Genomic DNA, 23,504 nt, shown 5'->3' with positions numbered 1-23,504 from the left:
AGCCATTACTGATGATGCAATTTACCGACTGGGACATTCTGCGCAACCTGCTACTAGCGGCGCGCTGGACGGTTCTGTTATCCCTTATCGCCTTTGCCAGCGGTGGTCTAGTGGCGCTGCTGCTGACCTTCATGCGGCTTAGCCGTAACCCGGTGTTAACCGGCTTTGTTAAGGGCTATGTTGAGTTATTTCAGGGCACGCCGCTGCTGATGCAGCTGTTTATTACCTTCTTTGGTTTATCTTTGATCGGCATCGATGTGAGCGCTTGGCTAGCCGCCATAATTGGCCTCACCCTATTCACCAGTGCCTTTCTATGCGAGATCTGGCGCGGCTGTATTGAGTCGCTGCCTAAAGGCCAGTGGGAAGCAGCCAAAACCCTAGGTTTAAGCTTCTTGCAAAGCATGCGCTATATCATTTTGCCGCAGGCCTTAAGGGTGGCCATTGCGCCTACTGTAGGCTTCTCGGTACAAGTGGTAAAAGGTACCGCGCTGACCTCTATCATTGGTTTTGTTGAGCTTACCAAAGCCGGCACTATGTTAAACAATGCCACCTTTCAACCCTTCAAGGTGTTTGCCTTAGTGGCCGCCCTCTACTTCTTACTTTGTTTCCCGCTGTCTTTGTACAGTAAGTACTTGGAGAAAAAACTCAATGTCGCTGGTTAGTATCGAAAAAATTCACAAATATTACGGGCAACACCACGTTCTTAAAGGGGTTGACCTAAAAATTCAAGCGGGTGAAGTGATCTCCATCATTGGCCGCAGCGGCTCGGGTAAAAGTACCCTACTGCGCTGCATCAATGGTCTAGAGCCCTTTCAAAGCGGCGCCATCATTGTTGACAAACAAGCGGTCAGCGAAGATGAAAAACAACTGCGCCAACTGAGTCGCAGCGTGGGCATGGTATTTCAAAACTTCAACCTATTCCCGCATATGACTGCCGGTGAAAACATTATGCTCGCGCCCAAGCTGGTATTGAAAAAAAGTCCGCAACAGTGTCGCGAACTCGCCGAAGCGGTACTGGCCAAAGTGGGCTTAGCCGATAAATTCGACCAATACCCCACCAGCATGTCTGGCGGACAACAGCAACGGGTGGCGATAGCCCGCTCCTTAGCGATGTCGCCCAAGGTATTATTGTGTGATGAAATCACCTCAGCCCTTGACCCCGAACTTGTGGGCGAAGTGCTGAAAGTACTAGAGCAACTAAAAGCCGAAGGCATGACCTTAATTCTAGTGACTCACGAAATGAACTTTGCCCGCGACGTAGGTGACCGCGTAGTATTTATGCACCAAGGCAAAGTATGGGAAACCGGTGACAGCAAGCAAGTATTTGCCCAACCGCAAACGGAAGAACTACAAAGCTTTATCTCGGCTGTGTTATAAGCAAAGTTGACCAACCATGAGGACGTCTAACACTATGAGCAAATCGGTTTGTGCCTTTGATCAGCGCATCGTAAGCAGCTACTCACAACTCTCGGCTAAGGCGCGAATTGTTGCCGACTACTTACAGCATCACCCCGACAAGGTATTGATTCAATCAACAGCCGAAATTGCCGGCGCTTGCCAAGTATCGAAAGCCAGTGTTAGCCGCTTCTTTCGCCAACTGGGTTATCAAGACCACCAACAAGTATGTGAAGAGTTGCGTCAAGAGCGCGAATGGGGCCAACCACTGTTAAGCACCGGTCCCAGTGATAGTTCTGAACATAGTGATTTAGCAGCCATTACTCAGGTGTATCGCCAGTTAGAACAGCTCGACAGCGAACAACTGGTGAAAGAGATCAGCCAAGCCAAACAGATTTACATTATTGGTTATCGCAACAGTTACCCACTAGCGATGCACTTTCGCCAACAACTAATGCAGTGCCGTGGCCAGATTACCCTGCTACCCATACCAGCTCAGAGTATTGGCGAAGACCTTCAACAAATCACAGCCGATGACTTAGTCATCGTAATCGGGATTCGCCGTCGCCCCAGTGTATTTTCGGCCTTAATAAAGCAACTGCAAGGCCTAAAATGTTTACTGATTACCGACCAAAGCGGCCAACGTTACGCCTCTCAAGTTAACCAATTGATTGTTTGCCCCATGAGTAACCACTCAGCCCTAGACAGCTATGCCGCGCCAATGAGCCTACTGGCTCATCTAAGCAATCAGGTATACGACTATCTAGCAGAAGCGGCGCAGCAACATAGCAATCAGGTGAGTAATAACTATCAGGCCCTTGCCGAACTGGAACAACAAGGTTAGTTAAGCGCTAAAGAAATACCCAGCAATAAAGATATTGCACCCGAAAATGAAACAATTGATTCATTTTTAGTTATCATGAATCAAACGAAACAAAGCTAGCTCACAGCAGCAGCTAGCACAACGAAATTAAGGATAATTATGAGCCAAGTAATCATTGCCCCGATAAGTGAAAATGCCCCTGCATTTACCAAACAATTTACCAACCTTGCCGATCACCGCATTGGCAGTAAAGTGGTCGCCGTTAGTGATGACTTTTTTGCTAAAGCCGACCGCATGCTAAACCACCTGCCTGCCGAGTTTTATCCCGACCGCTACGACGATAACGGCAAATGGATGGATGGCTGGGAAAGCCGCCGTCGCCGTAATGGCGGACACGATTGGAGCATTGTAAAACTCGGTGTACCGGGCACAGTAAAAGGGCTGCAAGTGGATACCAGCTTTTTCACCGGCAACTTTGCGCCCGCGGTAAGCATTGAAGTGTGTTATTGCGAACAAGAGTTACCAGCTGACGACGCACAATGGCAAACGCTATTGCCTGCTAGCGCCTTGTCTGCCGATAACAGCCACTTCTTTGAAGCAAGCAGCGAGCAAGTAATTAGCCACGTAAAAGTGAATATGTTCCCCGACGGCGGGATTGCCCGTTTGCGCATTTTTGGTTTACCTAAAGCCAGCCACCATGGTGACGAAACCATTGACTTAATTGCCTTAGTCAATGGCGGCCGAGCCGTTGCGCATAACGACTCCCACTACGGCACCCCTGCCAACTTACTGGCCCCTGGCGATGGTGTAAACATGGGTGATGGTTGGGAAACCCGCCGCCGCCGTGAACCCGGTAACGACTGGTGTATTATTGCCCTAGGCCAACCCGGCAGCGTTGACAGCGTAGATGTTGCTACCAGCTACTTTAAAGGTAACTACCCCGATAAAATGTCGATTCAAGCGGCTTACATTAGCGACCCCAATGACCTAAGCCTAATCAGCCAAAGCATGTTCTGGGAAGAACTATTGCCACCACAGTCCTTAAGTGCCGATAATAACCACCACTTTGCACAGTTAAATTCTCTGGGCAAGATCAGCCATATTCGTATCAATATTTTCCCAGACGGTGGACTTAGTCGCGTTCGCCTATGGGGTAAAGTAGACCAATAGGAAGTACCCACTATGATGAAACTTGCATTACAGCCGCTGACTCGTGAGGCATTCAAGCCCTTTGGCGACGTTGTGGAAACAGAAGGTGCTACGCATTTTCCCATTAACAACGGTACCACTACCCGTTTCCATGATTTGGCCGCGTTACAGTTTAGTGGCAGTAATGCCAAGCCGATTGTGTCTATCTTTCGCGGCCAAGCTTTTACTTTGCCGCTAGAAATTACAATGATGGAGCATCATCCCTATGGCAGCCAACTGTTTATGCCGCTGTCTGGGCATCCTTATGTGGTAGTGGTAGCCCCCAAGGGCGAACTGCAACCACAGCAAATACAAGCCTTTTTGGCCACTGGCCAGCAAGGGGTGAACTACCACTCTGGCGTATGGCATCATCCCTTGATTAGCCTAGAAGCCAGCAGTGACTTTCTGATTGTGGACAGGGCTGGCGAAGAAGCCAACTGCATAGAGCAGGATTTAAACCAAAGCATTTTACTTGAGTTTTAACGTACTGATGCCCAGAGCGAGTTGCCCGCAACTCGCCTACTCAAACCGAGGCGAATGCAAGGGCGCAAACCTTACACCTCACTCTCTCAAACTGAATTACCGCAAACCTCTATTCATAGCTTCAAGTTCAAGCCAACACTCATTGCTAACCAAGCGCTCCAGCTTAGCGCTAACCCATCCAAGCAATTGATAAAAATAAAAAAGATTATCATTAAGCTTACAAAAACTAACTAAAAAACAAGCAGGGTGTGTCAGGTATTTTTACAATCTAGTTTATTTAGGCGAGTTCCAAATTTATAACTAACTGATAACTCAAAAATTTACTTTGTAGGCCCAGTTCATGCTTATACGGCCCACATAATAACTAGGTATAACAGACTGACTTAACTAAACTTTTTGTCACAAAACTTAAGGAATAGAACCGTGCAAAAAACAACTTTGGCTTTATTAACCACAGCAGGTTTGCTCTGTGCTAGTGCCACTGTTCAGGCGAGCGTGATGCTCAGTGGTTTTGGTGGTGATGCTGGCTATGGCGAGCTTGCGATGCCACGCAACGATGATGGCTCCACCAATCAACTCGATCTCCCCTTCGAGATTAACTATTTTGGTAATAGCTATAATCAATTCTTTATTAACAACAACGGCAACCTCACCTTTGAATCCGCATTAGATGAATACACACCGACCGCCTTCCCGGTGACAGACCAACCTATTATTGCTCCTTACTGGGCAGATGTAGATACCTCCTGCGCCGACTGTGGTGAAGTCTACGTGGGAAGCCCCTCTGAAGGCGTAGTTGCAGTAACTTGGAACAACGTTGGGTTTTACGATGAAGACAATAGTAAATCTAATACCTTTCAAGCAGTGCTAATCGATCGCTCCGACACCGGTGCAGGCAACTTTGACGTGGAGTTTCGTTACGACAAATTGGAGTGGACCACCGGTGATGCTTCCGATGGCGTTAACGGCTTAGGCGGCACCCCTGCCCAAGCGGGCTATGATGCTGGTGACGGTGAAAACTACTTCGCTCTTCCAGGCTCTTTCAGTGAAGAGGTGTTAAATCTGGTTTCCAGCTCTAATACCGGTGAAGATGGCGTTTGGCGTTTCGCCATTCGTGAAGGCGCCTTACCTGGCGCGACCCCAGAAAACCCACTGATGCCGGTCGTGGTAGAAGGCGGCTGGGCCTTTGAGTTCAACGTAGACCTTAACGAAACCATCTTCATCGACCCCGATGTAGCGGTAGGTTACGACTACATTGTTGACCAAGGTCCCAACATTCGCACCGTCACGCTACCAGTTGGCTTTGATGATGACATGTTCTTCATTTGGTTATGGGACGGCCTAAATTGGGTGCAAGTAGCCGAAATCGCCGCAGGCATTAGCTATGACTTTGGCATCGACGGTGTAGACAGATTCCGCGTCACCGGCATTGAAACCAGCAACGAAGTGGATCCCACCGACACCAGTGTCTTTGTTACTGGGCTGAGCTTCGTTGACAGTGGAGAGGTTTCGCTGCGACAAATTCCCATTGTTGAGTTTGTCCCCGGCCCCAACCCTCAAGTACCAGAACCGAGTACTTGGCTGATGGTATTGATAGCCTTAGGCTTAGTGTTTGCCTCGCGCAAGCGTCAAAAAAGCCTAGCCCTAGGCCTATTGCCAGCCTAAGGCCGGATACCCTAATATAAGGGAGCGCAAGCTCCCTCGTTGTTAGCTAAGTTTGCTACGGAAAAGCCATGAAAAAAATACTACTGTCGCTCAGCTCACTATTGTTTTGTTTTTCCAGCTGGGCCCAAGATTACCAAGCTTGGACAGTAAAGTGTCCCAATGGAAAACCTTGTGTGATTTCACAAATGGTGATGAAGCAACAAGGCGATGCCGCCGATGTCGTGGCTGGAGTGAGCTTTTTTAATCACCCTAGCCAGCCAATTTTAAAAATAAGAATCACCCCGCAAGCCGACCCCAAAATGGGCCTAGGCCTAAAATTTGACCAACAAGCCGCGCTGCATTTACCGATTACCAACTGTGACGGTAAAGTCTGTGAAGTGAACATAGTGGCAGACCAACAGCTGATCGACGATTTACAGAACCGTAAACTCATGTCGGTGGCTTATATACTTAAAAACAGCCAGCAGCAAAATGCCTTCCCTGTGATATTAAATGGCTTTAAACAGGCTTATCAGTCTATTCAGTAACAGCGAACAGCCAGCAGCATTAAGGCTTATAGAAAGGGCTTGATTTAAGGCATTAAGCCGCTATTAGGCATAAAAAAGGCCTCGCATGCGAGGCCAAACATCACAGGGAATGTGATAGGCACACTTACCTTTTTACATCTGAGGTAAAAAGATAAAACTTAACTTTATTCGGCAGCCAAACTGGGATAGTCGGTATAACCCTGTGCACCACCGCCATACAGGGTATTCTGATCAAGCTCGTTTAAAGCCGCCCCTTGTTTAAAGCGTTCAGGTAAATCTGGGTTGGCGATAAAGGCCGAACCAAATGACACCACGTCGGCTTTACCTTCGGCGATAGCCTGCTCGGCTGTTGCTGCACTATAACCACCGTTCGCCATGTAAACGCCTTTATAATGACGACGAAGCTCGGCAAAACTAAAATCTTCGCGGGCTGGAGCACCACCAAAGTTTTCCACTACGTGAAGGTAAGCCAAGTTCATTTCGCTCAACTTATCGGCCAAGTAATTGAATAATGCTTGAGGATTACTCTCCGACATGGAGTTAAAGGTGCCGGTAGGCGAAATGCGGATCCCTACTCGGCCGCTACCTAACTCTTCAGCTACGGCGGCGGTCACTTCTAGGGTTAAACGGGCGCGATTTTCAATGGAGCCACCGTAGCTATCGTCACGCTGGTTGCTACCATCTTTTAAAAATTGGTCGAGCAAGTAACCGTTGGCAGCATGCACTTCTACCCCATCAAACCCCGCCAATTTGGCATTTTTGGCCGCTTGGCGGTATTGCTCAACAACTTGTGGGATTTCTTCGATAGTTAAAGCTCGCGGCGTTTCAAAGTCTAAAAAGCCTTTCTCGGTAAAGGCTTGCCCTTCGGGAGCGATGGCCGAAGGAGCTACTGGCAATTCACCGTTTTGTTGTACTTCACGATGAGAAATACGTCCAACATGCCACAGCTGCGCCACTATTTTACCGCCTTTGGCATGCACCGCCTCAGTAACCGCTTTCCAGCCAGCTAACTGCTGTTCGCTGTAAATGCCCGGCGTATAGGCATAGCCCTTAGCTTGGGGAGAAATTTGGGTCGCTTCGGTAATAATCAAACCCGCACTGGCACGCTGCTGATAATATTCTACGTTTAAGTCCTGCGGAATGTCGCCGGGTTGGGCCGCACGAGAGCGCGTTAAAGGCGCCATTACCACTCGATGTTGTAAAGCAATATCACCTAAGTTGATCGGCGAAAACAAGTTAGCTAACGACATGTATTTATCCCCTCTTGATTTATCACGACTCAGCCCAAGCGGCTTAATCGCTCTATTAAGTAGTAAAAAATTAAATGAGCTCAATCAAACAGCAGCACTTCACCACATCACTCAAATAGTACCGAGGCGCCGATAAAAGCCAGCATGATTGAAATTTAACTTTTGTATCCAAATGAAACATAGTATCTTTTGTAAACTATAAGTATGCAGCTGCCTAACTACAAGTACGGCACTATCGAGATATTTAGTTTCCCAGAGGTGCCTAATGGCGAATTTAGCGGCTTCAAGCCTAGAAAATAATTGTGAATTTTCTACTAAACCGATTAATCAAGACTGCCCTGTCTCCACCGCCATTGAAGTGATTGGGGGTAAATGGAAGGTGATTATCTTGTATCAGCTGCGCGGTAAAACCCTGCGTTTTGGTGAGTTAAAACGCTTGATCCCCAAAATCACCCAAAAAACCCTCACCCAACAACTGCGTGATTTAGAAAAAGACAAGTTGATTGAGCGCACCGTCTACGCCGAAGTTCCTCCCAGAGTGGAGTACACTCCGACCGAACTGGCCGAGCGCTTAAACCCAGCCTTAGATCTACTCTGCGCCTGGGGTGGAGAATACCGAGTCGCCCACGGCCACACCAGTAAGTAAGCATAACAACGCTCGAGTTTAGCGCTTACAGCCACTCGGGCATGGGCCGTTTAGTCCAACGAGCAAAGGCCATTTTCTCGCCTCGGTAAAAATCACGATAGGCCTGTACCGCCTGCCCAGGCTGTTTGTATTGTTCGGGCATGGCTTGGGCAAATTCAGTTAAGCCAAGCGCCGGATACTGCATGCCCGCCAATTGCGCTAATACCGCCATCGACTTATGGTCGCTCGGCTTGGCATAGCGGTAACGGTATTCCTGATTTAGCGCCACACACAATTGCTGCAACCATAAAAAATTATCATAGGACTGCTCTACCCACAGCACACAAGGATGCTTTAAGTGCGTAGATTTGTAAGGGGTAACAAAACCCTTTTTGTTCAGCGCAGTGCATAGCATTTGTACGCTCTCTAGGATCATCTTTACCACATGTTGATCACAGTGATAGTGGGCGCAACGTTCAATATTTTCATCTAATACAAAGATATTCATTTAGAGCTTGTTTCCATGCTGTTCAGTTATTGGGTAAACCACTGTGCATAAATACGTAAGCAAAAGGCATATCGATGAACGGTACTCGAAAAACCGTGGAGGATTAGGTCAAGGTGTTGAAATAGAGCCAGTTAGGTGCAACTATCAAAAAACTAATCAGGCAAGATTGCCGTCTCAAAATAACAAGGACATTCAGCATGGCTTCAACATCTCCGGTGGTCGCATTCATAGGCTTAGGCACCATGGGCTTTCCAATGGCGGGACACTTAAGCCAACAGGGTTACCAAGTGGTGGTATATAACCGTACCCAAGCCGTAGCCGACCGCTGGTTGCAGCAATATGCCGGGAGCAGCGCTGCCACACCAGCAGAAGCGGCAGCTCAGGCTCAAGTGATACTGAGTTGTGTGGGCAACGATCAAGACTTAAAACAAGTTTATCTAGGAGACAACGGCATTATTACCGGCGCCAAAGCAGGCAGTATTTTAGTTGACCATACCACTGCCTCGGCTGGGGTAGCAACCGAGCTAGCCGCTGCAGCGCAGCAAGCTAAATTGGCTTTCTTAGACGCCCCGGTTTCAGGAGGTGAAGCCGGTGCTGTCAATGGCTGCTTAACCATAATGGTAGGCGGAGAGCAAAGTGACTTGGATAAAGTAGAGCCGATTTTGCAATGTTATGGCAAAGCCATTAACTTGCTTGGCCCCGTGGGTTATGGGCAAAGCTGTAAAATGGTAAACCAACTATGCATTGCCGGCATATTACAAGGCTTATCAGAAGGTATTAGTCTGGCTAAAGCGGCTAACTTAGACATCGACAAAGTCATTGAAGTACTGCAACACGGTGCGGCAGGAAGCTGGCAGCTAAATAACCGCGCCAAAACCATGGCCAATAACCAGTTTGATTTTGGCTTCGCCATTGATTGGATGAGAAAAGATTTGGCGATTTGTTTTAATGAAGCCGACAAGCTAGGTGTAGCCTTACCACTAGCCAAACAAGTAGATGAGCAATACGCAAAATTGCAACAACGCGGCTATTCTCGCGCCGACACCTCAGTATTAATTAAGCAGTTTGACCAACAAGATTAGGCTAGACGAAAAAAAACCTAAGGCCTCGGCCTTAGGTTGGAATCACGCGAGAACGTGAATGCTTAATTCAAACTATGAAGCAAAAACACGACAACTCTATGCTAAAGAAAGCGAAACCCAGAAGGGAAGTGAGCTCTGGGTTCCGCTTAGCTACAGTTAAGTCGATCAGCACTAGCAACTAAAACTGACAAAGGCTACTTTTGCTAGTACCTACTTATCTTATCGCAATTTTCCCCAAGCTGGGTGAATAGGCGTAAAGGCGCTGTAACCAATACTATACAGCTTAATATTTCAGCGCCTGAAGCTAGTGACTCCAGTTTCTCTTGCGCCTTCGCTTAAGCTGGCATAAGCTCGCCAACTTACTTGAGCAGCGCTTTTCCGACTGCCCTATTCTGAAAAATAACTAGGTGAATCGATGCAAATTATTAGCGTTCCCGACATGGCAAAACCCGAAGTAAAGCGCCATCATAAAGCTCGCCATTTAAAAAAAATGGCAATTGGCCCTTATGCACAAAGCTGCGCTGAACTGCGCTTTACCGCCGATATAGAAAAGTTTGATGAACTGGATGCCGCACTAGCGAATAGCCAGCAACAACAATCATGGGAGCTGTTTATCGCCTACTTCAATCAGCAATACCATGTTGCAATTAACTACTTAACTGAGCAAGCCGAGTTAGACGAGGTGCTACAACAAGCACAAGCGACTATTGAAGCCTGTTTAGGAAAGGTAGACATACAAGTATTGGCCGGAGACGCCAACTACGGCGATTGGGACAGCTGTTACAGCAACTAAGTCGCAACAACTTTGGCGTAAAAGTATTTGCGCCCCAATAACTGGCGACACGCTTAAGCCGCGCCCTGCCAACCAGGCGCAATAGCTAAACCTTGTATTCCTTCTAGTACCTGAGCGTTACTCAAGGCCAGCTGATATTCTCCGCCATTAAGTTGATGCTGGGGCGAACAATCTACATTCCATTGGCGCAACAAATAACCCGCCAAAGCAGCCCGCACTTCTAACTTCAATTGGCCTTCTTGCATGGCATAATCTAACTCTATGGCTTGCGGATAAGCCAAAGCCGGATGGGCAATTAAACTTAGCTCCACAATATGATTCCATTGCTTGTCATATTGGCGTGCTTCCAAGGTATTGATGGGCTGATCGAGAATAAGCATATCGGTAAAACGAGTCACCACAAAGTCACGAAAACTGGCGCTTTCACGGTCATAGGCACGTACGTGCCAACGGTGGCCATTATTCACTAGGCTATGCGGCACTATTTCGCGCTGGCTTTCACCCGAAGAAATCGACACGTAACGACATTGCAGCGCCACCCGATGGTGAATAGCCCGCATGATCGCCGCTATATACTCGGCCTTAGGATGAACTAAACGCACTGCATCAAAACAGCTTTCGCTAGGCTCCATAGGAAATGACAAACCATCACCAAAACCTTGCGAAAGCCCGGTAAGAATGGCTTCTGGGTTATGCGAGAATAAGGGAGTAAACTGGTCACGCCGCAAATAACGACGCGCCTTATGATCTAACAAGGCATTATTGGGCGCAAGTTGCTTATAAGAAGCTAAATCGCGAGTGGCTGCCGCCAAACCAGTTTGAAATCGGCTAATTAAATCAGCCCGACTCACTTCGCCAAAATACTCCAAACTAAAATCGATAAATGCCAAACGGCTGCGCTGTCCGTGAGTGAGGTCCTTAAGTTCCATTGTGCTCATCCTTGCTCATTCAGAAATAAGAGCTTAACAAGCAGCCACAACATAGGCAATCATTTTGATTAGGTCTTAAGCATTGTTGTGAACAGGTGTGGTGTAGATTAAGGCAAGTGAACAATAACCATCTGTGATGCTAAAAATCCCCCGACAAAAAAGTCACAGAGCCGCGCCTTAGCGAATGACGCAAAACTCAAACTAAGCCTTTACTGATAACTTTCGTCAGGCTTGTCGATAAAAACCTGTTGCAGCAATTGTTGGTGAGCACTTTTGTTAGCTTGCGCCTGCCACTGTTGGTAAAAAGCAGCAAATTTACCCGCCCTATTCTCTTTGATAAGAGACTCCATTTGGCCTATCACAGTTTGTCCTAACGAACTCTTAGAGCAGCCCATGTAACCTAAAATGTAAGCCGGACTCCCTTCAACTAAATAAGAAACCACTTGTTTGTCATCAAAGTGAGATTGTTTTAAAACATATTGTGCTTCCTCAGGGTAGCCTAAGATGCCTTCAATATCTCTTCTGTCACTAAGCAGCATTCTGATCAGTCCCTTAGACTGATCTCCTGAAGCTCGCTGATAGATAAGCCCGCTATCACGATGTTTATTTAGGATGGCGTCTAACTCTGCTCCATATTTTCGCCCTTTAGCTAGACCTAAAACAAAGGTTCTTGAACCTAACAGTGAATCAAGGTCAACCGCATTATTGCTAGTAAGGTAAGGGATTAGTTTTTCAACACTGGCTTTTTTAACGATTAAGCTATTGGCCAAAATTAAGCTATGAGCGATGGAATACTCAATGAACTGTTCACGCTCGGGGGTTTTTAACAAAGAAACGCTACATACATTGTCGTCGGTTTGCATTTCTTTGATAATTCTAGCGAAATTACCCTGTTTATAAACATGATGGTAAGTAGGTAAGGCCTTCACTATTTCTTTCTGGACAAGATCTAAATAGCCTTGATTTTGGTATGGGCCTTCAACAATAAATGCCGGAGAGAAATTTAAGGAGTACCATACTATGGTTTCACTGGCCTTTGATAATGCAGGTAAAATCACTAGCGAAATCATTACCCTACAAAACCTAAAACGCTTCATTATTTCTCCATTAAATTAAGATAGGCTAAACGCCTTATTCAGCGAAGCAAGGCAAGCACTAAACACGGCTAGCACCGCTAACCCTTGTTGATGAGCCTCCCCATAATCGAATTATTACGCCCTATATTCGATAACGACATACATCACCCACACCCAAAATATCACAATAATTATTCACACATAAAGCCAAATCCACTATATAGTGTCACAAAAATCAAACACCCCCATATAAACCACTAAAACCAACGATTCACGGCGGAATAAGCATAAACCCGGTAGGTATTAAGCATTATCATCTATTAATAAAAAGACCTGCAACGCGACAATAAAGGCAAGTTAACTCAATATTGTTAGGGCTAATTAATGCACTCCGAGTATTGTTGGTGATGCCTACCAATAGCAGAAAACCTCAATAAGCTGGTAACAGTGGCTCATTTCAAGAGCAAACCTTAATCAACAAGGGCGGATTAGGAACACATGGATTCTATCGCCGGGATCAACTCCAAAAGGTATGCGAGCAACGCCCACCATTGTGTAACTGCCTCGCTAGAAACGGTTCAGTTTAACCTGCCGATGCATATCGGTGATATTTTAATGTTTATTAGCCAAGTCGTTTACACCGGCCACAACTCGATGATGATTCGAGTAATTGCGCCACCTTATAACCGAGAGACCTAGGTAGGTGAAACCTGCACCAGTGCCCACTTGGTATTCATAGCCCTAGATGCCGATAACAAACCGGTAGCGGTGCCTGCTAAACAATAGGCGATATGATGATGAACAAACTATTAAATGACCAACAGACAGCAGCTGATCTAGAGATTCTTTTGCAACATACCTTAACTCAGGTCGCCAATGGGACACTCAGTGTGAAAAGTGCACCTAAGGGTTTAGTTAAACTGCTCCAGCTAATTGATAAGCGAGAATCAAGACCAAAGACTGGCTTGAGCAAGGTGGAAATTATCTGCTCGGCCATCGGTGAGCCCCCAGCAATAAACGGTCAAAATAAATCACAGTATTGTTACGACTCACTTCAACAAAAATAAAATAAATCCAATATTTTCAAAATCTTAGTAAGTTACAATCAAGCCAAGTTTAACTTTACTCATCCAGCTCACATTCTTTACTTAGGCTCATCACACTTACTCTACCTTTTCCTTCGGCTTTGGCGCGGTATAGCGCACGATCGGCTTGTTTTAACAACCAATCCTCGTTGAGTTCGCTATAGGCCACACCGCCACAATCGGTTATGCCGATGGAGCAGCTAAGATCTGGCAGGCTGTCTACCAACTCAGGCTTTTCAGCCCAACGCCGTAATTCCGGTTTGAAAAAATACTTTTGTTGCAAGTGCTCTAGCAAACGTTCAGCGGTAATTTTAGCTTGACCATGACTAGTATTAGGGAACACCACTACAAACTCATCGCCGCCCCAACGCGCAACAATGTCGCCAGCACGCATGGTTTGTTGCAGCAGCGCGGCAAAATGCTCCAGCACTTTATCGCCAACATCATGTCCTAACAGGTCATTAACAATTTTAAAGTTGTCTAAGTCTATATAGGCCAAAGAGCAATGATAGCCACCACTTTGCTGTTCATAGGTAACTAACTCTTGCTCCAAGCGCGCCAACAGAGCTTGACGATTAAACAAGCCGGTTAAGGAGTCAGTCGTCGACATTTTCAATAAATTTTCACGATGCTGCAACTGCTGAAGCTGACTACCCAACTGCGAGCAAATCAGATTAAGCGTATCTTGCGCTTGGCGGTCGAAATAGCGATTGCTGTTAAAACTGCATAGCGTTAAAGCCCCATAAAGATGTTCGTCAACAAAAATAGGAATGCTCACCACCGCATTATAGGTGGCTCGTTTACCGTCTTCTCCCTTAGAGCAAAAGGTATTATCCACCCACAAACTGTGGTTGCTTTTTAGATGGGCAAGGTAGCCATCTATCTGCTGCTGAGGCAGTGTTTTTCCCACACTGGCCCATTCTTGCCAGCCATCAGCCGTGTAGTGATGCAGCATACCAACTTGAACAGTAAAGTTGGCACACACTAAATTCAGGCTTTCTGCGGCTAGCTCTTGGGTAGAGTTAAAGCGCTCAGGCAACGATTGCATGCGACTGATTAGCTGCATTTCCCGCAGGCGTTGCTGCAATTGGCGTAATTGAATGTCTTGCTTAGCGCTGCGAACCAGCTCATTTAAATTAAGCTGGATCGCATGCAAGGGATAAGGTTCGATGTCTTTAGCGTAAAATGGGCGACGTTGTTCGATAAGGGTTTGGATCTGTTTAAAAATCTCAATAAAACGCGGCAAACGCAGTGCTTCACAGATACGTAAGCTATTAGCTAACAAGCTTTCACAGGCCTGCCACTTTTTACGGCGGCTATATACCTCTAACAACTCGGTATTACACTGCGGCAGTAGTCGGCTATCCATATCTACCACCTCCCCTAACAAAGCCGGAGCACCTTTAAAGATGCTTTCGGCCTCGGCCAGCTGGCCATCGGCAACAGCCAGAGAGCCTTGCAGTAAGGCTTTTAAAAACTGACCAGTAGCAGAGGGATTAAAAGGCAGGCCTTGCATACGCTCCCAACACTGCTGCGCCCTCGCCCGCTCACCTAATTTACTATGACAAAAGCCCTTTAGGCTGTACACGTCGTAAAGGTTTCTAAAGGGAAAATGGGTCATTTGCCTAATCCGGCAGATTCTCACCAATTGTTCAAGTATGTCGCACACCTGTTGGTAATCGCGAGTACAAAAATACAACCAGGCAAAGTTATACAAGGTAACCACTAATTCAGAATAGTCTCCAGTATGTCGGGCTATTTCATAGGCAGCCAAATATTGTTGCTGAGCCTGTGGGTATTCTTCTAATAGGGTATTAAAATAGCCAGTGCCGTTGTACATTCTCAGCCGCTCGTTGGCTTCACCCAACTCTTCGCGGATCCTTGAACTGATACCAAAACAGCGGAAGGTGGCATGATAACGGCTCACATAAGAGTAAATAATGCCCTTACTATGATAACTGGCGGCAATCCCTTGGCGATGGCCAATCGCACGCGAAAGATTAATTGCCTTTTGGGTAAAATCTAAGGCAGTTCTAGCGTCTAATTCTTCGTAAAAACGCAAATAGGTATAGTAATTACGCAGCGCATATACACGCGAACAGTTCATTTGGTATTGCTGTAAAATCTGATCTAAATGAGCAAACTCGTCTAACTGTAGCGGTGTAGAAGATTTGTCGTGGGCGTAAAAGTTGGCGAAAAAAGACTGCGCCAATAAATGCCCGTCACCGGCTTCCTCGGCAAGCTCTAGCGCCGCCTGTGCGGACTGCATCGCTTCTTCAAAACTTTGCTGTTGAACCAAAACGAAACTAAACAAATTTAATAGCCGGATCTTCGCTGAAACATCATTTAAGGTAGCTTGAAAAACCTGCAGCAACTCAAGCTCACTCAAGGCCGCATTCAGCTTACCTTGATACAGTAAAGCCTCAGCCAAAGACAATTGCAGGCTCACTTTCAAATCTTTATTGATATGACTATTTTCAAGCATTAACCTTGCGGCGTGTTCTGCCTCTGGCCAAGCCATAAAGGCAATGTTTTCGGCCACCAGTGTATCGGCACAACTCACACAGTCGCGGTAGTGCCAAGCCAACTTAGGCACAGAGCGACAACGGGGCACCTTATGTAACAAAGTGGTATCGTCCAGCCAATCTAAAAAGCTTTCCCATGCTTCATCGTCTTGGCGATTCACTAAGGCCTGCTGAGTATCCACCGCTACCAATACTAACAAAGGCACCGCTAGATTATCTTCAACCAAGGCTTTAAGCATTTTAATTGCAGAAACCGAGGCAAACTGCCAATTAGTTAGCACCAATACCATCGGCTGGTTAAACAACAATTCCACTAATTTTAATAAGGCCTGCTTAATGGCTTGCTGTTCGAAGTAGAGGTCGTCTACTAATACTAATTCACTGCGCTGGTATGACTTACCCTCTAACATGGCTTGTAGGTTTTTCTGCAGAGGAACGAAGTCGCTAGCCAAAATGGCCAATTCCTCCGCGCTGTAATCAGAAAGCGAAAATTGGTGAGCCAATAAAACAAAAAATGCTCGATAGGGAGAGTAAGCGCTCAAATCATTAAAATTAATATGGTAGAGAGGGACACCTTGCTGCTGAGCAAAATCACTGGCACAGCCGACTAAATGCTCAGCTTCTGCGCACTGATAAAAACTAAAACTGGCTGAGTTGGTCTGGCTTCTTTGCCAGTCAATTAATATGCGCTTGGAAAACGCATCTACTCTGGGCATTACCCCTTGCCCTCCTCGGCAAAATTCAACATGTCAATATTACGTTATTTGTCAATTTAACGATGCTATAGAGCTCACACAACGAGTCTGAATTGATTGGATTTGTTAGACAAAAGCACCAAGAATTACCCAACCAGTTATGGTGAATATTCAAAATAGTTCATATTTAACTCAAATGATGGCTAGACCTAAGCAGACTTATAAACTGCTAAAATAAAACCAAGGTCTTCAAGCCAAATTTAGCCCCTAAAACCCGCCGATACTTGGGTAAAATTGACTCAAAAACGTTTATTTCTAAAATAAAATTCCTTGTCACGCTGGTTAATTTCCCGCTGTATTCGACAGGGATTGCCCAAGGCCACCACATTGCTAGGTAAGTCTTTAGTCACGACACTGCCTGCTCCAATAACCGTATTATCACCAATCGTTACCCCTGGTAAAACCACTGTATTAGCACCAATCCATACGTTATTACCAATCGTTATCGGAATATTAAATTGAGCGTTTTTTTTCCTTAGCTCTGGGTCGATGGGATGCCCCGCCGTAGCCAACGTCACATTGGGACCAATCATCACATCGTCACCAATATAGATATGTGTATCGTCTACCAGAGTTAAATTGAAATTGACATAGACATTATTGCCAAGGTGAGTATGTATGCCCCAGTTGGCATGTAGCGGAGGTTCGATGTAGCACTTCTCGCCCACCTCAGCAAATAGGGCTTTCATGATCTGCTGACGTTTTTCATATTCAGAGGGGCGCGAGTGATTAAAATCATACAGTATGTCTAAACATTTACTCTGCTCGATATACAAACTATCGTCATTACAGATGTAGACTTTCTGACTGTGTAGTTTTTCTTTTATCTTCATAAGTAACCTTTATATATTCATGTGTTGCTATATTTTTTCAATAACAACATACCACTAAGCCTTAACCAACCCCGCGATAGGTTATCAATAAATTAAAAGAACCAGCCAGTTTGCCAGCGTTTAGCTCCCCTTAGCTGGCTTGCTGAACTCCAGCTGCAACAACAAGCCTTTTCACCATAGGCGCTAAAAACCTTAACTCAAGCACTGCAAAGTGAAGGAGAGGCCACCGCTTGCTCAGCTAAACCAACACCAACAAACAGAACATCCAGAGCGTAACTAAAGGTTCACTTTATGCCACTCACTGCAGATACAGCTAGGGCGCTACAAACAACAAGGCCAGCGTATTGCTGGCCTTAAATCACACTGGCGTTGAACAGCCTTAGCCGATAATGATTATCCCCAGAATATAACCCATACAGCAGCCGCCTATTACTGCAATTAAACCCACCGACATGAAGGAGTGGTTAAAATACCACTTACCAATTTTAGTGGTGCCTGAGGTATCAAAGTTAACCGTGGCAATATCTGAAGGATAATTAGGAATAAAGAAGTAGCCGTACACCGCGGGCATAAGGCCAATCAATAAGGCGGGTTCTAAACCCAAGCCCAAGCCCACAGGCAACATCATCCGCGCCGTAGCGGCCTGAGAATTCACCACCACTGACACAATAAACAAAGCAAAAGCAAAGCTCCAAGGATAGTTATTTACCATCTCAACTATGCCACTACGAAACTGCGGCATGGCATATTTAAAATAGGTATCCGACATCCAAGCAATACCAAAAATGGCAATCGCCGCCACCATGCCCGATTTAAATACCACGCCCTCAGGTACGGCCCGAGGTTCGGTTTTGGTGGCCAGTAAGATGATCCCGCCAAAGGCCAACATCATCATTTGAATAATCACGGCCATGGAAATCGGTTTGTCGCCTTCAGCAATAGTGCGAATTTCCGGCACCATGGCAATAATCACAATACTTACAATCGCGCCAATAAACAGCAATACCGCATTACGCGCTTTGGCGGGTAACACTTCATCCAAGGAAGTAGCGGTGGTGCTTTCGATTTTTCTGCGAGATACCGGGTCTTGCAAGCGGGCTTGGTATTCCGGGTCATCATCCAGCTCTTTACCACGACGCATGCTATAAAGCGACATCAATAAAGTACCAAATAAAGTCGCGGGCACCGTCACCATGAGAATCGATAACAAGGTAATATCGGGACGAATTTCTGAAATTTGCGCAAGGTAATAGACCACCGCGGCGGAAATGGGCGAGGCAGTGATCCCCACCTGCGAAGCCACCGATGCCGCAGCCATGGGGCGCTCTGGACGAATGCCATTTTTCAGCGCTACGTCACCAATAATTGGCATGATGGAATAAACCGCATGGCCGGTGCCCAACATGAAGGTCATGGTATAAGTAACCAAAGGGCCGATCAGCGTGACGCGTTTAGGATTTTTGCGTAGCATACGCTCGGCAACCTGAAGCATGTATTTCAAGCCACCGGCAGCCTCAAGTATCGAAGCACAAGTCACCACGGCCAAAATAATTAACATCACGGTAATCGGCGGCGAAGTGGGGGGCATTTTAAAGATGAATACTTCAACACAAAGACCAATACCGGACACCACCCCTAGGCCGATCCCACCAAAGCGAGAACCGATGTAGAGCATCAGTAACAGAAAAATGAACTCAAGATAAAGCATGGATTAGTCCTTTAATTGCGGTTGTTAAGCCTAGTGTCTCGCCGAATTCTCCTGTTTTATGCTGGTAATTTCACAATTTAATAAGCTTTTATAGATAAGCTTTTCAAATCCAATCTAGCTCACAATAACGCGGCCAAAAGTTACTAATATACATCAGAGAATTTAAACATAAGTTAGTCACAGGCTACTTAAATGTTAACGCGCCAGAGTGTTGGTAGACTGAGTATCGTCGCGGTAAGCAGCCGTGAGGTTCCGCCCTACCGTCATGCAGTGGTTTCAACAATGGCACGCTAGCCACACAGCAAAAACTCAAAAAAAAGCCAGCATTAATGCTGGCTTTGATAGTTGGGAGGGCGACTTAGCCAACACTGCGATGAATACAACTCACCGAATGCTGCTCATCACCGAGCAACTGTGGCTTGGTTTTAGCACACTGTTCGGTGGCGATTGGGCAGCGCGTGCGGAATACACAACCAGAAGGTGGATTAATTGGCGAGGGTAAATCCCCTTCCAATAGTTCGATGGTTTTATTGCGTTCCAAATCCGGGTCGGGAATTGGCACTGCAGACATCAAGGCCTTGGTATAAGGATGGGTTGGCTGGTCAAACAAGGCTTTGGCCGTGCCCAGCTCCACCGAGTTACCTAAATACATCACCAATACCCGATCAGAAATATGCTTAACCACCGATAAGTCATGAGCGATGAAAATTAAACTCAAGCCCATTTCTTTTTGCAGCTCTTTAAGCAAGTTAACCACCTGCGCCTGAATCGATACATCTAAGGCCGATACCGGCTCATCACAGATGATCATCTTAGGCTCAAGAATCAATGCTCGGGCAATCCCGATACGTTGACACTGACCACCAGAAAACTCATGCGGATAACGGTTGATCACGTTGGGCAATAAGCCCACTCGCATCATCATTTTTTGTACCTTTTGCTTCACTTCAACTTTGCTTAGCTTGGGGTAAAAGGTGCGCAATGGTTCCGCGATGATGTCGCCAATGGTCATTCGCGGGTTCAGCGACGCCAAAGGATCTTGGAAAATCATTTGAATTTCTTTGCGCTTTTCACGCAACTGCTTTTGGTCTAATTCGGTAAGATCCTGACCTAACCATACTACCTTTCCGGCCTCGGCTGGCACCAAACCAATCACCGCTCGAGCAAAGGTAGATTTACCACAACCTGACTCGCCCACTACACCAAGGGTTTCCCCTTGATATAATTTCAGAGATACACCATCGACCGCCTTTAGCGTGGCGGGAGGAGTCCAGGGTAAGGCCTTGGCATTTTTTATTTTAAAATGAACCTTTAAGTCCACCACGTCTAGCAATAAGGCTTTATCACTCATCTTATAAGCCTCCTTCTAAATGGAAATTGTCATGGCAAGCCCGTTGCCTTTGTCCAGCAAACTGAGTAAGCGCTGGCGTTTCTTGGCGGCAACGCTCACTAACGCGGTGGCAGCGGTCTTGGAAAGGACAACCCTGAGGAAGCTTCAATAAGTTAGGTGGATTACCCGGAATAGTCGGTAAGATTTCACCTTCAGTATCTAAACGAGGAATCGCTTTTAACAAGCCCTCGGTATAGGGGTGGCTAGGTTGATAAAACACTTCTTTGGCGGTGCCGTATTCCATGGTACGCCCGGCATACATCACTAATACCTTGTCACATAAGCCCGCTACCACACCTAAGTCGTGGGTAATCATAATAATGGCAGTATTAAATTCGCGTTTTAGTTCGTTTAATAACTCCATGATCTGAGCTTGAACCGTCACATCTAAAGCGGTGGTAGGTTCGTCGGCAATCAACAATTGTGGGCGACACAAAAGCGCCATAGCAATCATCACCCGTTGGCGCATGCCACCAGAAAATTCGTGAGGGTACATCGCCATGCGCTTTTCGGCCTCAGGCATCTTCACCGCATCCAGCATTTTTACCGCCTCAACATGAGCTTGCTGATTGCTCATGCCTTTGTGCAGACGCAATACCTCTTTAAGCTGCTCCCCTACTTTCATATAGGGGTTGAGTGAGGTCATCGGGTCCTGAAAAATCATCGCAATTTTTTCAGCGCGAATCGCATTGAGTTGCTGCTCTGGTAGGTTTAACACCTGCTGGCCATTAAACAAGGCTTCACCACTAATGGTGCCGTTTTTAGCCAATAAGCCCATTAAGGCAAAGGCGGTTTGGCTTTTACCCGAGCCAGACTCCCCTACAATGCCGAGGGTTTGTCCTGCCTCCAGAGAGAAGGTTAAATCATTGACTGCGGTAACGCTGCCTTCTGGGGTAGAAAACTCCACTCGAAGGTCTTTAACATTCAATAAACTCATTACTCTTCCCCTGGCCTAGCGATCTTTGGGATCTAAGGCATCACGTAAACCGTCGCCCACATAGTTAAAACTAAACAAGGTCACCACCATGAAGGCCGCAGGATAAAGCAACTGCCAAATAGCGATTTCCATAGTTTGCGAACCGTCTTGTAGTAAGGCGCCCCAAGAGGTCATGGGTTCTTGTACCCCCAAACCTAAGAAGCTCAAAAACGATTCGGTGAGGATCATTTGCGGTATCAACAAGGTGGCATAAACCGCCACAATACCCAGTACATTAGGCACGATGTGGCGAGTAATAATCTTCCACTTAGATACCCCACACACTTCGGCCGCTTCAATAAACTCTTTGTTTTTCAAACTCAAGGTTTGACCACGAACTATCCGCGCCATGTCTAACCATGACACCGCACCAATCGCAACAAATACCAAGAAAATATTGCGGCCAAAGAAAGTGACCAACAAAATCACGAAAAACATGAAGGGAATGCCGTAAAGAATTTCCAGCAAACGCATCATCACTCGGTCAACAGTTCCGCCTAAAAATCCGGAGGTTGCACCGTAAAGCGTACCAATTAGTACTGCTACAAAAGCGCCCATCACCCCGACCATCAGCGAGATTTGCCCACCTAATAAGGTACGAACAAACATATCGCGACCTAGCGAGTCAGTACCAAAGTAGTGGCCACTTTCTATCGAAGGCCCCTGATGCATGGCACCCCAGTCAGTATCGTCAAAAGCAAATTCGCTTAAGTGAGAACCAAAAACCACTAACAGGGTAATGAGCAATAAAATGCCCAAGCTCACCATCGCGGCACGGTTACGCATAAAGCGCATGCGCGCGTCCTGCCACAAGCTACGGCCTTCAATCTCTAACTTATCAGCGAACTCACTAATGGCTTCGCTGTTCTGTTTATTATCTAACATAGCAGCCTCCTAGTAGCGGATTTTCGGATCGATGAAGGCATAGAGAATGTCGACGATCGCGTTAAATACAATAGTGAAAGTACCGATCAAAATAGTTAATCCCAGTACTAAAGAATAATCTCGGTTAAGCGCACCATTAACAAACAACTTACCAAAACCAGGTAAGCCAAAAATGGTTTCAATCACCACCGAACCGGTAATAATGCCCACAAAGGCTGGCCCCATATACGACACCACGGGCAACAAGGCCGGACGTAAAGCATGGCGCAGAATGATATAGCGGTAAGGAAGACCTTTGGCTTTGGCGGTGCGAATAAAGTTAGAGCTAAGCACTTCAATCATGCTGCCACGCATAATCCGCGCAAACGAGGCAACATATAACAACGACATACCCAACATGGGCAAAATGATGTATTGCCAATGCCCACCGTTCCAGCCGCCCGCTGGCAGCCATTGCAACTTAATCGCAAAAATGAATACCAAGGTCGGCGCGAGCACAAAGGAAGGCATCACCACCCCGGCCATGGCCGTGGACATAATGGTAAAATCCATCCAAGTATTTTGTTTTAAGGCTGCCAATGTCCCCACCGACACCCCCATTAATATGGTAAAGATGAAAGCGATCGAGCCAATTTTGGCAGACACCGGCAAGGCCTGAGCAACCAACTCATTCACACTGTAATCTTTATATTTAAATGATGGTCCTAGATCGCCTTGAACCAAGTTGCCCAAGTAAGAGAAATACTGCTCTAAGACTGGCTTATCTAAACCGTACTTGGCTTCAATATTAGCCAGTACTTCAGGCGGTAGTGAGCGCTCACCTGAGAAAGGGCTTCCCGGGGCAAAACGCATCATGAAAAAGGTGATAGTAATCAATACCAACAACGTTGGTATGGCTTCTAACATTCGTTTTAAGATGAACTTAATCATACGATTTTCCAGCTTTTGTATTGTTGTTACGCAAACATTTTAGCAACAACAAAATAAGGCACCCTGCATGCAA

22 protein-coding genes are annotated in these 23,504 nt (G+C 46.3%); 11 read left to right on the top strand and 11 right to left on the bottom strand.

Going from position 1 to position 23,504, the window contains the following annotated elements:
* Positions 1-11 precede the first annotated feature (11 nt).
* The 7 genes from AR383_RS20350 to AR383_RS20315 all read left to right on the top strand — a co-directional run bounded on the left by AR383_RS20350 (position 12) and on the right by AR383_RS20315 (position 6,081).
* Positions 12-662, top strand: coding sequence for an amino acid ABC transporter permease (locus AR383_RS20350; protein ID WP_055734786.1), 651 nt, complete (start codon positions 12-14; stop codon positions 660-662).
* Positions 655-1,377: an amino acid ABC transporter ATP-binding protein gene (locus tag AR383_RS20345; RefSeq protein WP_444979124.1), complete on the top strand. Its 723-nt coding sequence runs from the start codon at positions 655-657 to the stop codon at positions 1,375-1,377. The genes AR383_RS20350 and AR383_RS20345 overlap by 8 nt, the downstream gene beginning before the upstream one ends.
* 34 nt (positions 1,378-1,411) lie before the next feature.
* Positions 1,412-2,239 (top strand): MurR/RpiR family transcriptional regulator, encoded by an 828-nt coding sequence (locus tag AR383_RS20340; RefSeq protein WP_055734784.1) that lies wholly within the window; start codon positions 1,412-1,414, stop codon positions 2,237-2,239.
* A 138-nt stretch (positions 2,240-2,377) separates the two neighbouring features.
* Positions 2,378-3,388 carry an allantoicase gene (gene alc / locus AR383_RS20335; protein ID WP_055734783.1) on the top strand — a complete coding sequence of 337 codons (1,011 nt, stop codon included), beginning with the start codon at positions 2,378-2,380 and terminating at the stop codon, positions 3,386-3,388.
* A gap of 12 nt (positions 3,389-3,400) precedes the next feature.
* Positions 3,401-3,889, top strand: a complete 489-nt coding sequence (locus AR383_RS20330) for an ureidoglycolate lyase (protein ID WP_055734782.1) — start codon at positions 3,401-3,403, stop codon at positions 3,887-3,889.
* Positions 3,890-4,312: 423 nt separating this feature from the next.
* Entirely contained in the window at positions 4,313-5,554 is a 1,242-nt protein-coding gene (locus tag AR383_RS20320; RefSeq protein WP_229711130.1) for a nidogen-like domain-containing protein, read from the top strand.
* A gap of 68 nt (positions 5,555-5,622) precedes the next feature.
* Positions 5,623-6,081 (top strand): invasion associated locus B family protein, encoded by a 459-nt coding sequence (locus AR383_RS20315; RefSeq protein WP_055734780.1) that lies wholly within the window; start codon positions 5,623-5,625, stop codon positions 6,079-6,081.
* Between the two features lie 164 nt (positions 6,082-6,245).
* Here AR383_RS20315 and AR383_RS20310 read toward each other — a convergent pair whose 3' ends face one another.
* On the bottom strand, positions 6,246-7,331 hold the full coding sequence (locus AR383_RS20310) for an alkene reductase (protein ID WP_055734779.1): 1,086 nt from the start codon (positions 7,329-7,331) through the stop codon (positions 6,246-6,248).
* Between the two features lie 265 nt (positions 7,332-7,596).
* Here AR383_RS20310 and AR383_RS20305 point away from each other — a divergent pair, with 265 nt between their 5' ends.
* Complete coding sequence (locus AR383_RS20305; protein WP_055734778.1) at positions 7,597-7,977, top strand: winged helix-turn-helix transcriptional regulator; 381 nt, start codon at positions 7,597-7,599, stop codon at positions 7,975-7,977.
* 25 nt (positions 7,978-8,002) lie between these two features.
* On the opposite strand, the gene AR383_RS20300 is transcribed toward AR383_RS20305, so the two are convergent.
* On the bottom strand, positions 8,003-8,464 hold the full coding sequence (locus tag AR383_RS20300; RefSeq protein WP_055734777.1) for a pyrimidine dimer DNA glycosylase/endonuclease V: 462 nt from the start codon (positions 8,462-8,464) through the stop codon (positions 8,003-8,005).
* Positions 8,465-8,661: 197 nt separating this feature from the next.
* Here AR383_RS20300 and AR383_RS20295 point away from each other — a divergent pair, with 197 nt between their 5' ends.
* A complete protein-coding gene (locus AR383_RS20295; protein ID WP_055734776.1) occupies positions 8,662-9,546 on the top strand; it encodes an NAD(P)-dependent oxidoreductase in 885 nt (294 codons plus the stop codon).
* Between the two features lie 415 nt (positions 9,547-9,961).
* The gene (locus tag AR383_RS20290; RefSeq protein WP_055734775.1) at positions 9,962-10,339 is read left to right on the top strand and encodes a hypothetical protein; all 378 of its coding nucleotides are present in this window, start codon (positions 9,962-9,964) and stop codon (positions 10,337-10,339) included.
* Between the two features lie 53 nt (positions 10,340-10,392).
* On the opposite strand, the gene AR383_RS20285 is transcribed toward AR383_RS20290, so the two are convergent.
* Entirely contained in the window at positions 10,393-11,268 is an 876-nt protein-coding gene (locus AR383_RS20285) for a WYL domain-containing protein (RefSeq protein ID WP_055734774.1), read from the bottom strand.
* A 209-nt stretch (positions 11,269-11,477) separates the two neighbouring features.
* On the bottom strand, positions 11,478-12,365 hold the full coding sequence (locus AR383_RS20280; protein ID WP_083481719.1) for a TIGR02285 family protein: 888 nt from the start codon (positions 12,363-12,365) through the stop codon (positions 11,478-11,480).
* 477 nt (positions 12,366-12,842) lie between these two features.
* On the opposite strand from AR383_RS20280, the gene AR383_RS20275 reads away from it, so the two are divergent.
* A complete protein-coding gene (locus tag AR383_RS20275; protein WP_055734772.1) occupies positions 12,843-13,043 on the top strand; it encodes a hotdog domain-containing protein in 201 nt (66 codons plus the stop codon).
* Positions 13,044-13,466: 423 nt separating this feature from the next.
* On the opposite strand, the gene AR383_RS20265 is transcribed toward AR383_RS20275, so the two are convergent.
* From AR383_RS20265 to oppB, 7 genes are all read right to left on the bottom strand, one after another.
* Entirely contained in the window at positions 13,467-16,670 is a 3,204-nt protein-coding gene (locus AR383_RS20265; protein WP_055734770.1) for a tetratricopeptide repeat-containing diguanylate cyclase, read from the bottom strand.
* 278 nt (positions 16,671-16,948) lie between these two features.
* Complete coding sequence (locus AR383_RS20260) at positions 16,949-17,542, bottom strand: sugar O-acetyltransferase (RefSeq protein WP_055734769.1); 594 nt, start codon at positions 17,540-17,542, stop codon at positions 16,949-16,951.
* 379 nt (positions 17,543-17,921) lie between these two features.
* Positions 17,922-19,250 carry an anaerobic C4-dicarboxylate transporter gene (locus AR383_RS20255; RefSeq protein WP_055734768.1) on the bottom strand — a complete coding sequence of 443 codons (1,329 nt, stop codon included), beginning with the start codon at positions 19,248-19,250 and terminating at the stop codon, positions 17,922-17,924.
* Between the two features lie 358 nt (positions 19,251-19,608).
* Positions 19,609-20,601, bottom strand: coding sequence for a murein tripeptide/oligopeptide ABC transporter ATP binding protein OppF (gene oppF, locus AR383_RS20250; RefSeq protein WP_055734767.1), 993 nt, complete (start codon positions 20,599-20,601; stop codon positions 19,609-19,611).
* A 1-nt stretch (position 20,602) separates the two neighbouring features.
* Positions 20,603-21,577 carry an oligopeptide ABC transporter ATP-binding protein OppD gene (oppD, locus tag AR383_RS20245; RefSeq protein ID WP_055734766.1) on the bottom strand — a complete coding sequence of 325 codons (975 nt, stop codon included), beginning with the start codon at positions 21,575-21,577 and terminating at the stop codon, positions 20,603-20,605.
* Between the two features lie 15 nt (positions 21,578-21,592).
* On the bottom strand, positions 21,593-22,501 hold the full coding sequence (oppC, locus tag AR383_RS20240; protein WP_055734765.1) for an oligopeptide ABC transporter permease OppC: 909 nt from the start codon (positions 22,499-22,501) through the stop codon (positions 21,593-21,595).
* Positions 22,502-22,510: 9 nt separating this feature from the next.
* Positions 22,511-23,431, bottom strand: coding sequence for an oligopeptide ABC transporter permease OppB (gene oppB / locus AR383_RS20235; RefSeq protein ID WP_055734764.1), 921 nt, complete (start codon positions 23,429-23,431; stop codon positions 22,511-22,513).
* Positions 23,432-23,504 lie beyond the last annotated feature (73 nt).

It is taken from the genome of Agarivorans gilvus (assembly GCF_001420915.1).
Classification (GTDB): domain Bacteria; phylum Pseudomonadota; class Gammaproteobacteria; order Enterobacterales; family Celerinatantimonadaceae; genus Agarivorans; species Agarivorans gilvus.
This window is presented reverse-complemented; position numbering and strand designations above follow the sequence as displayed.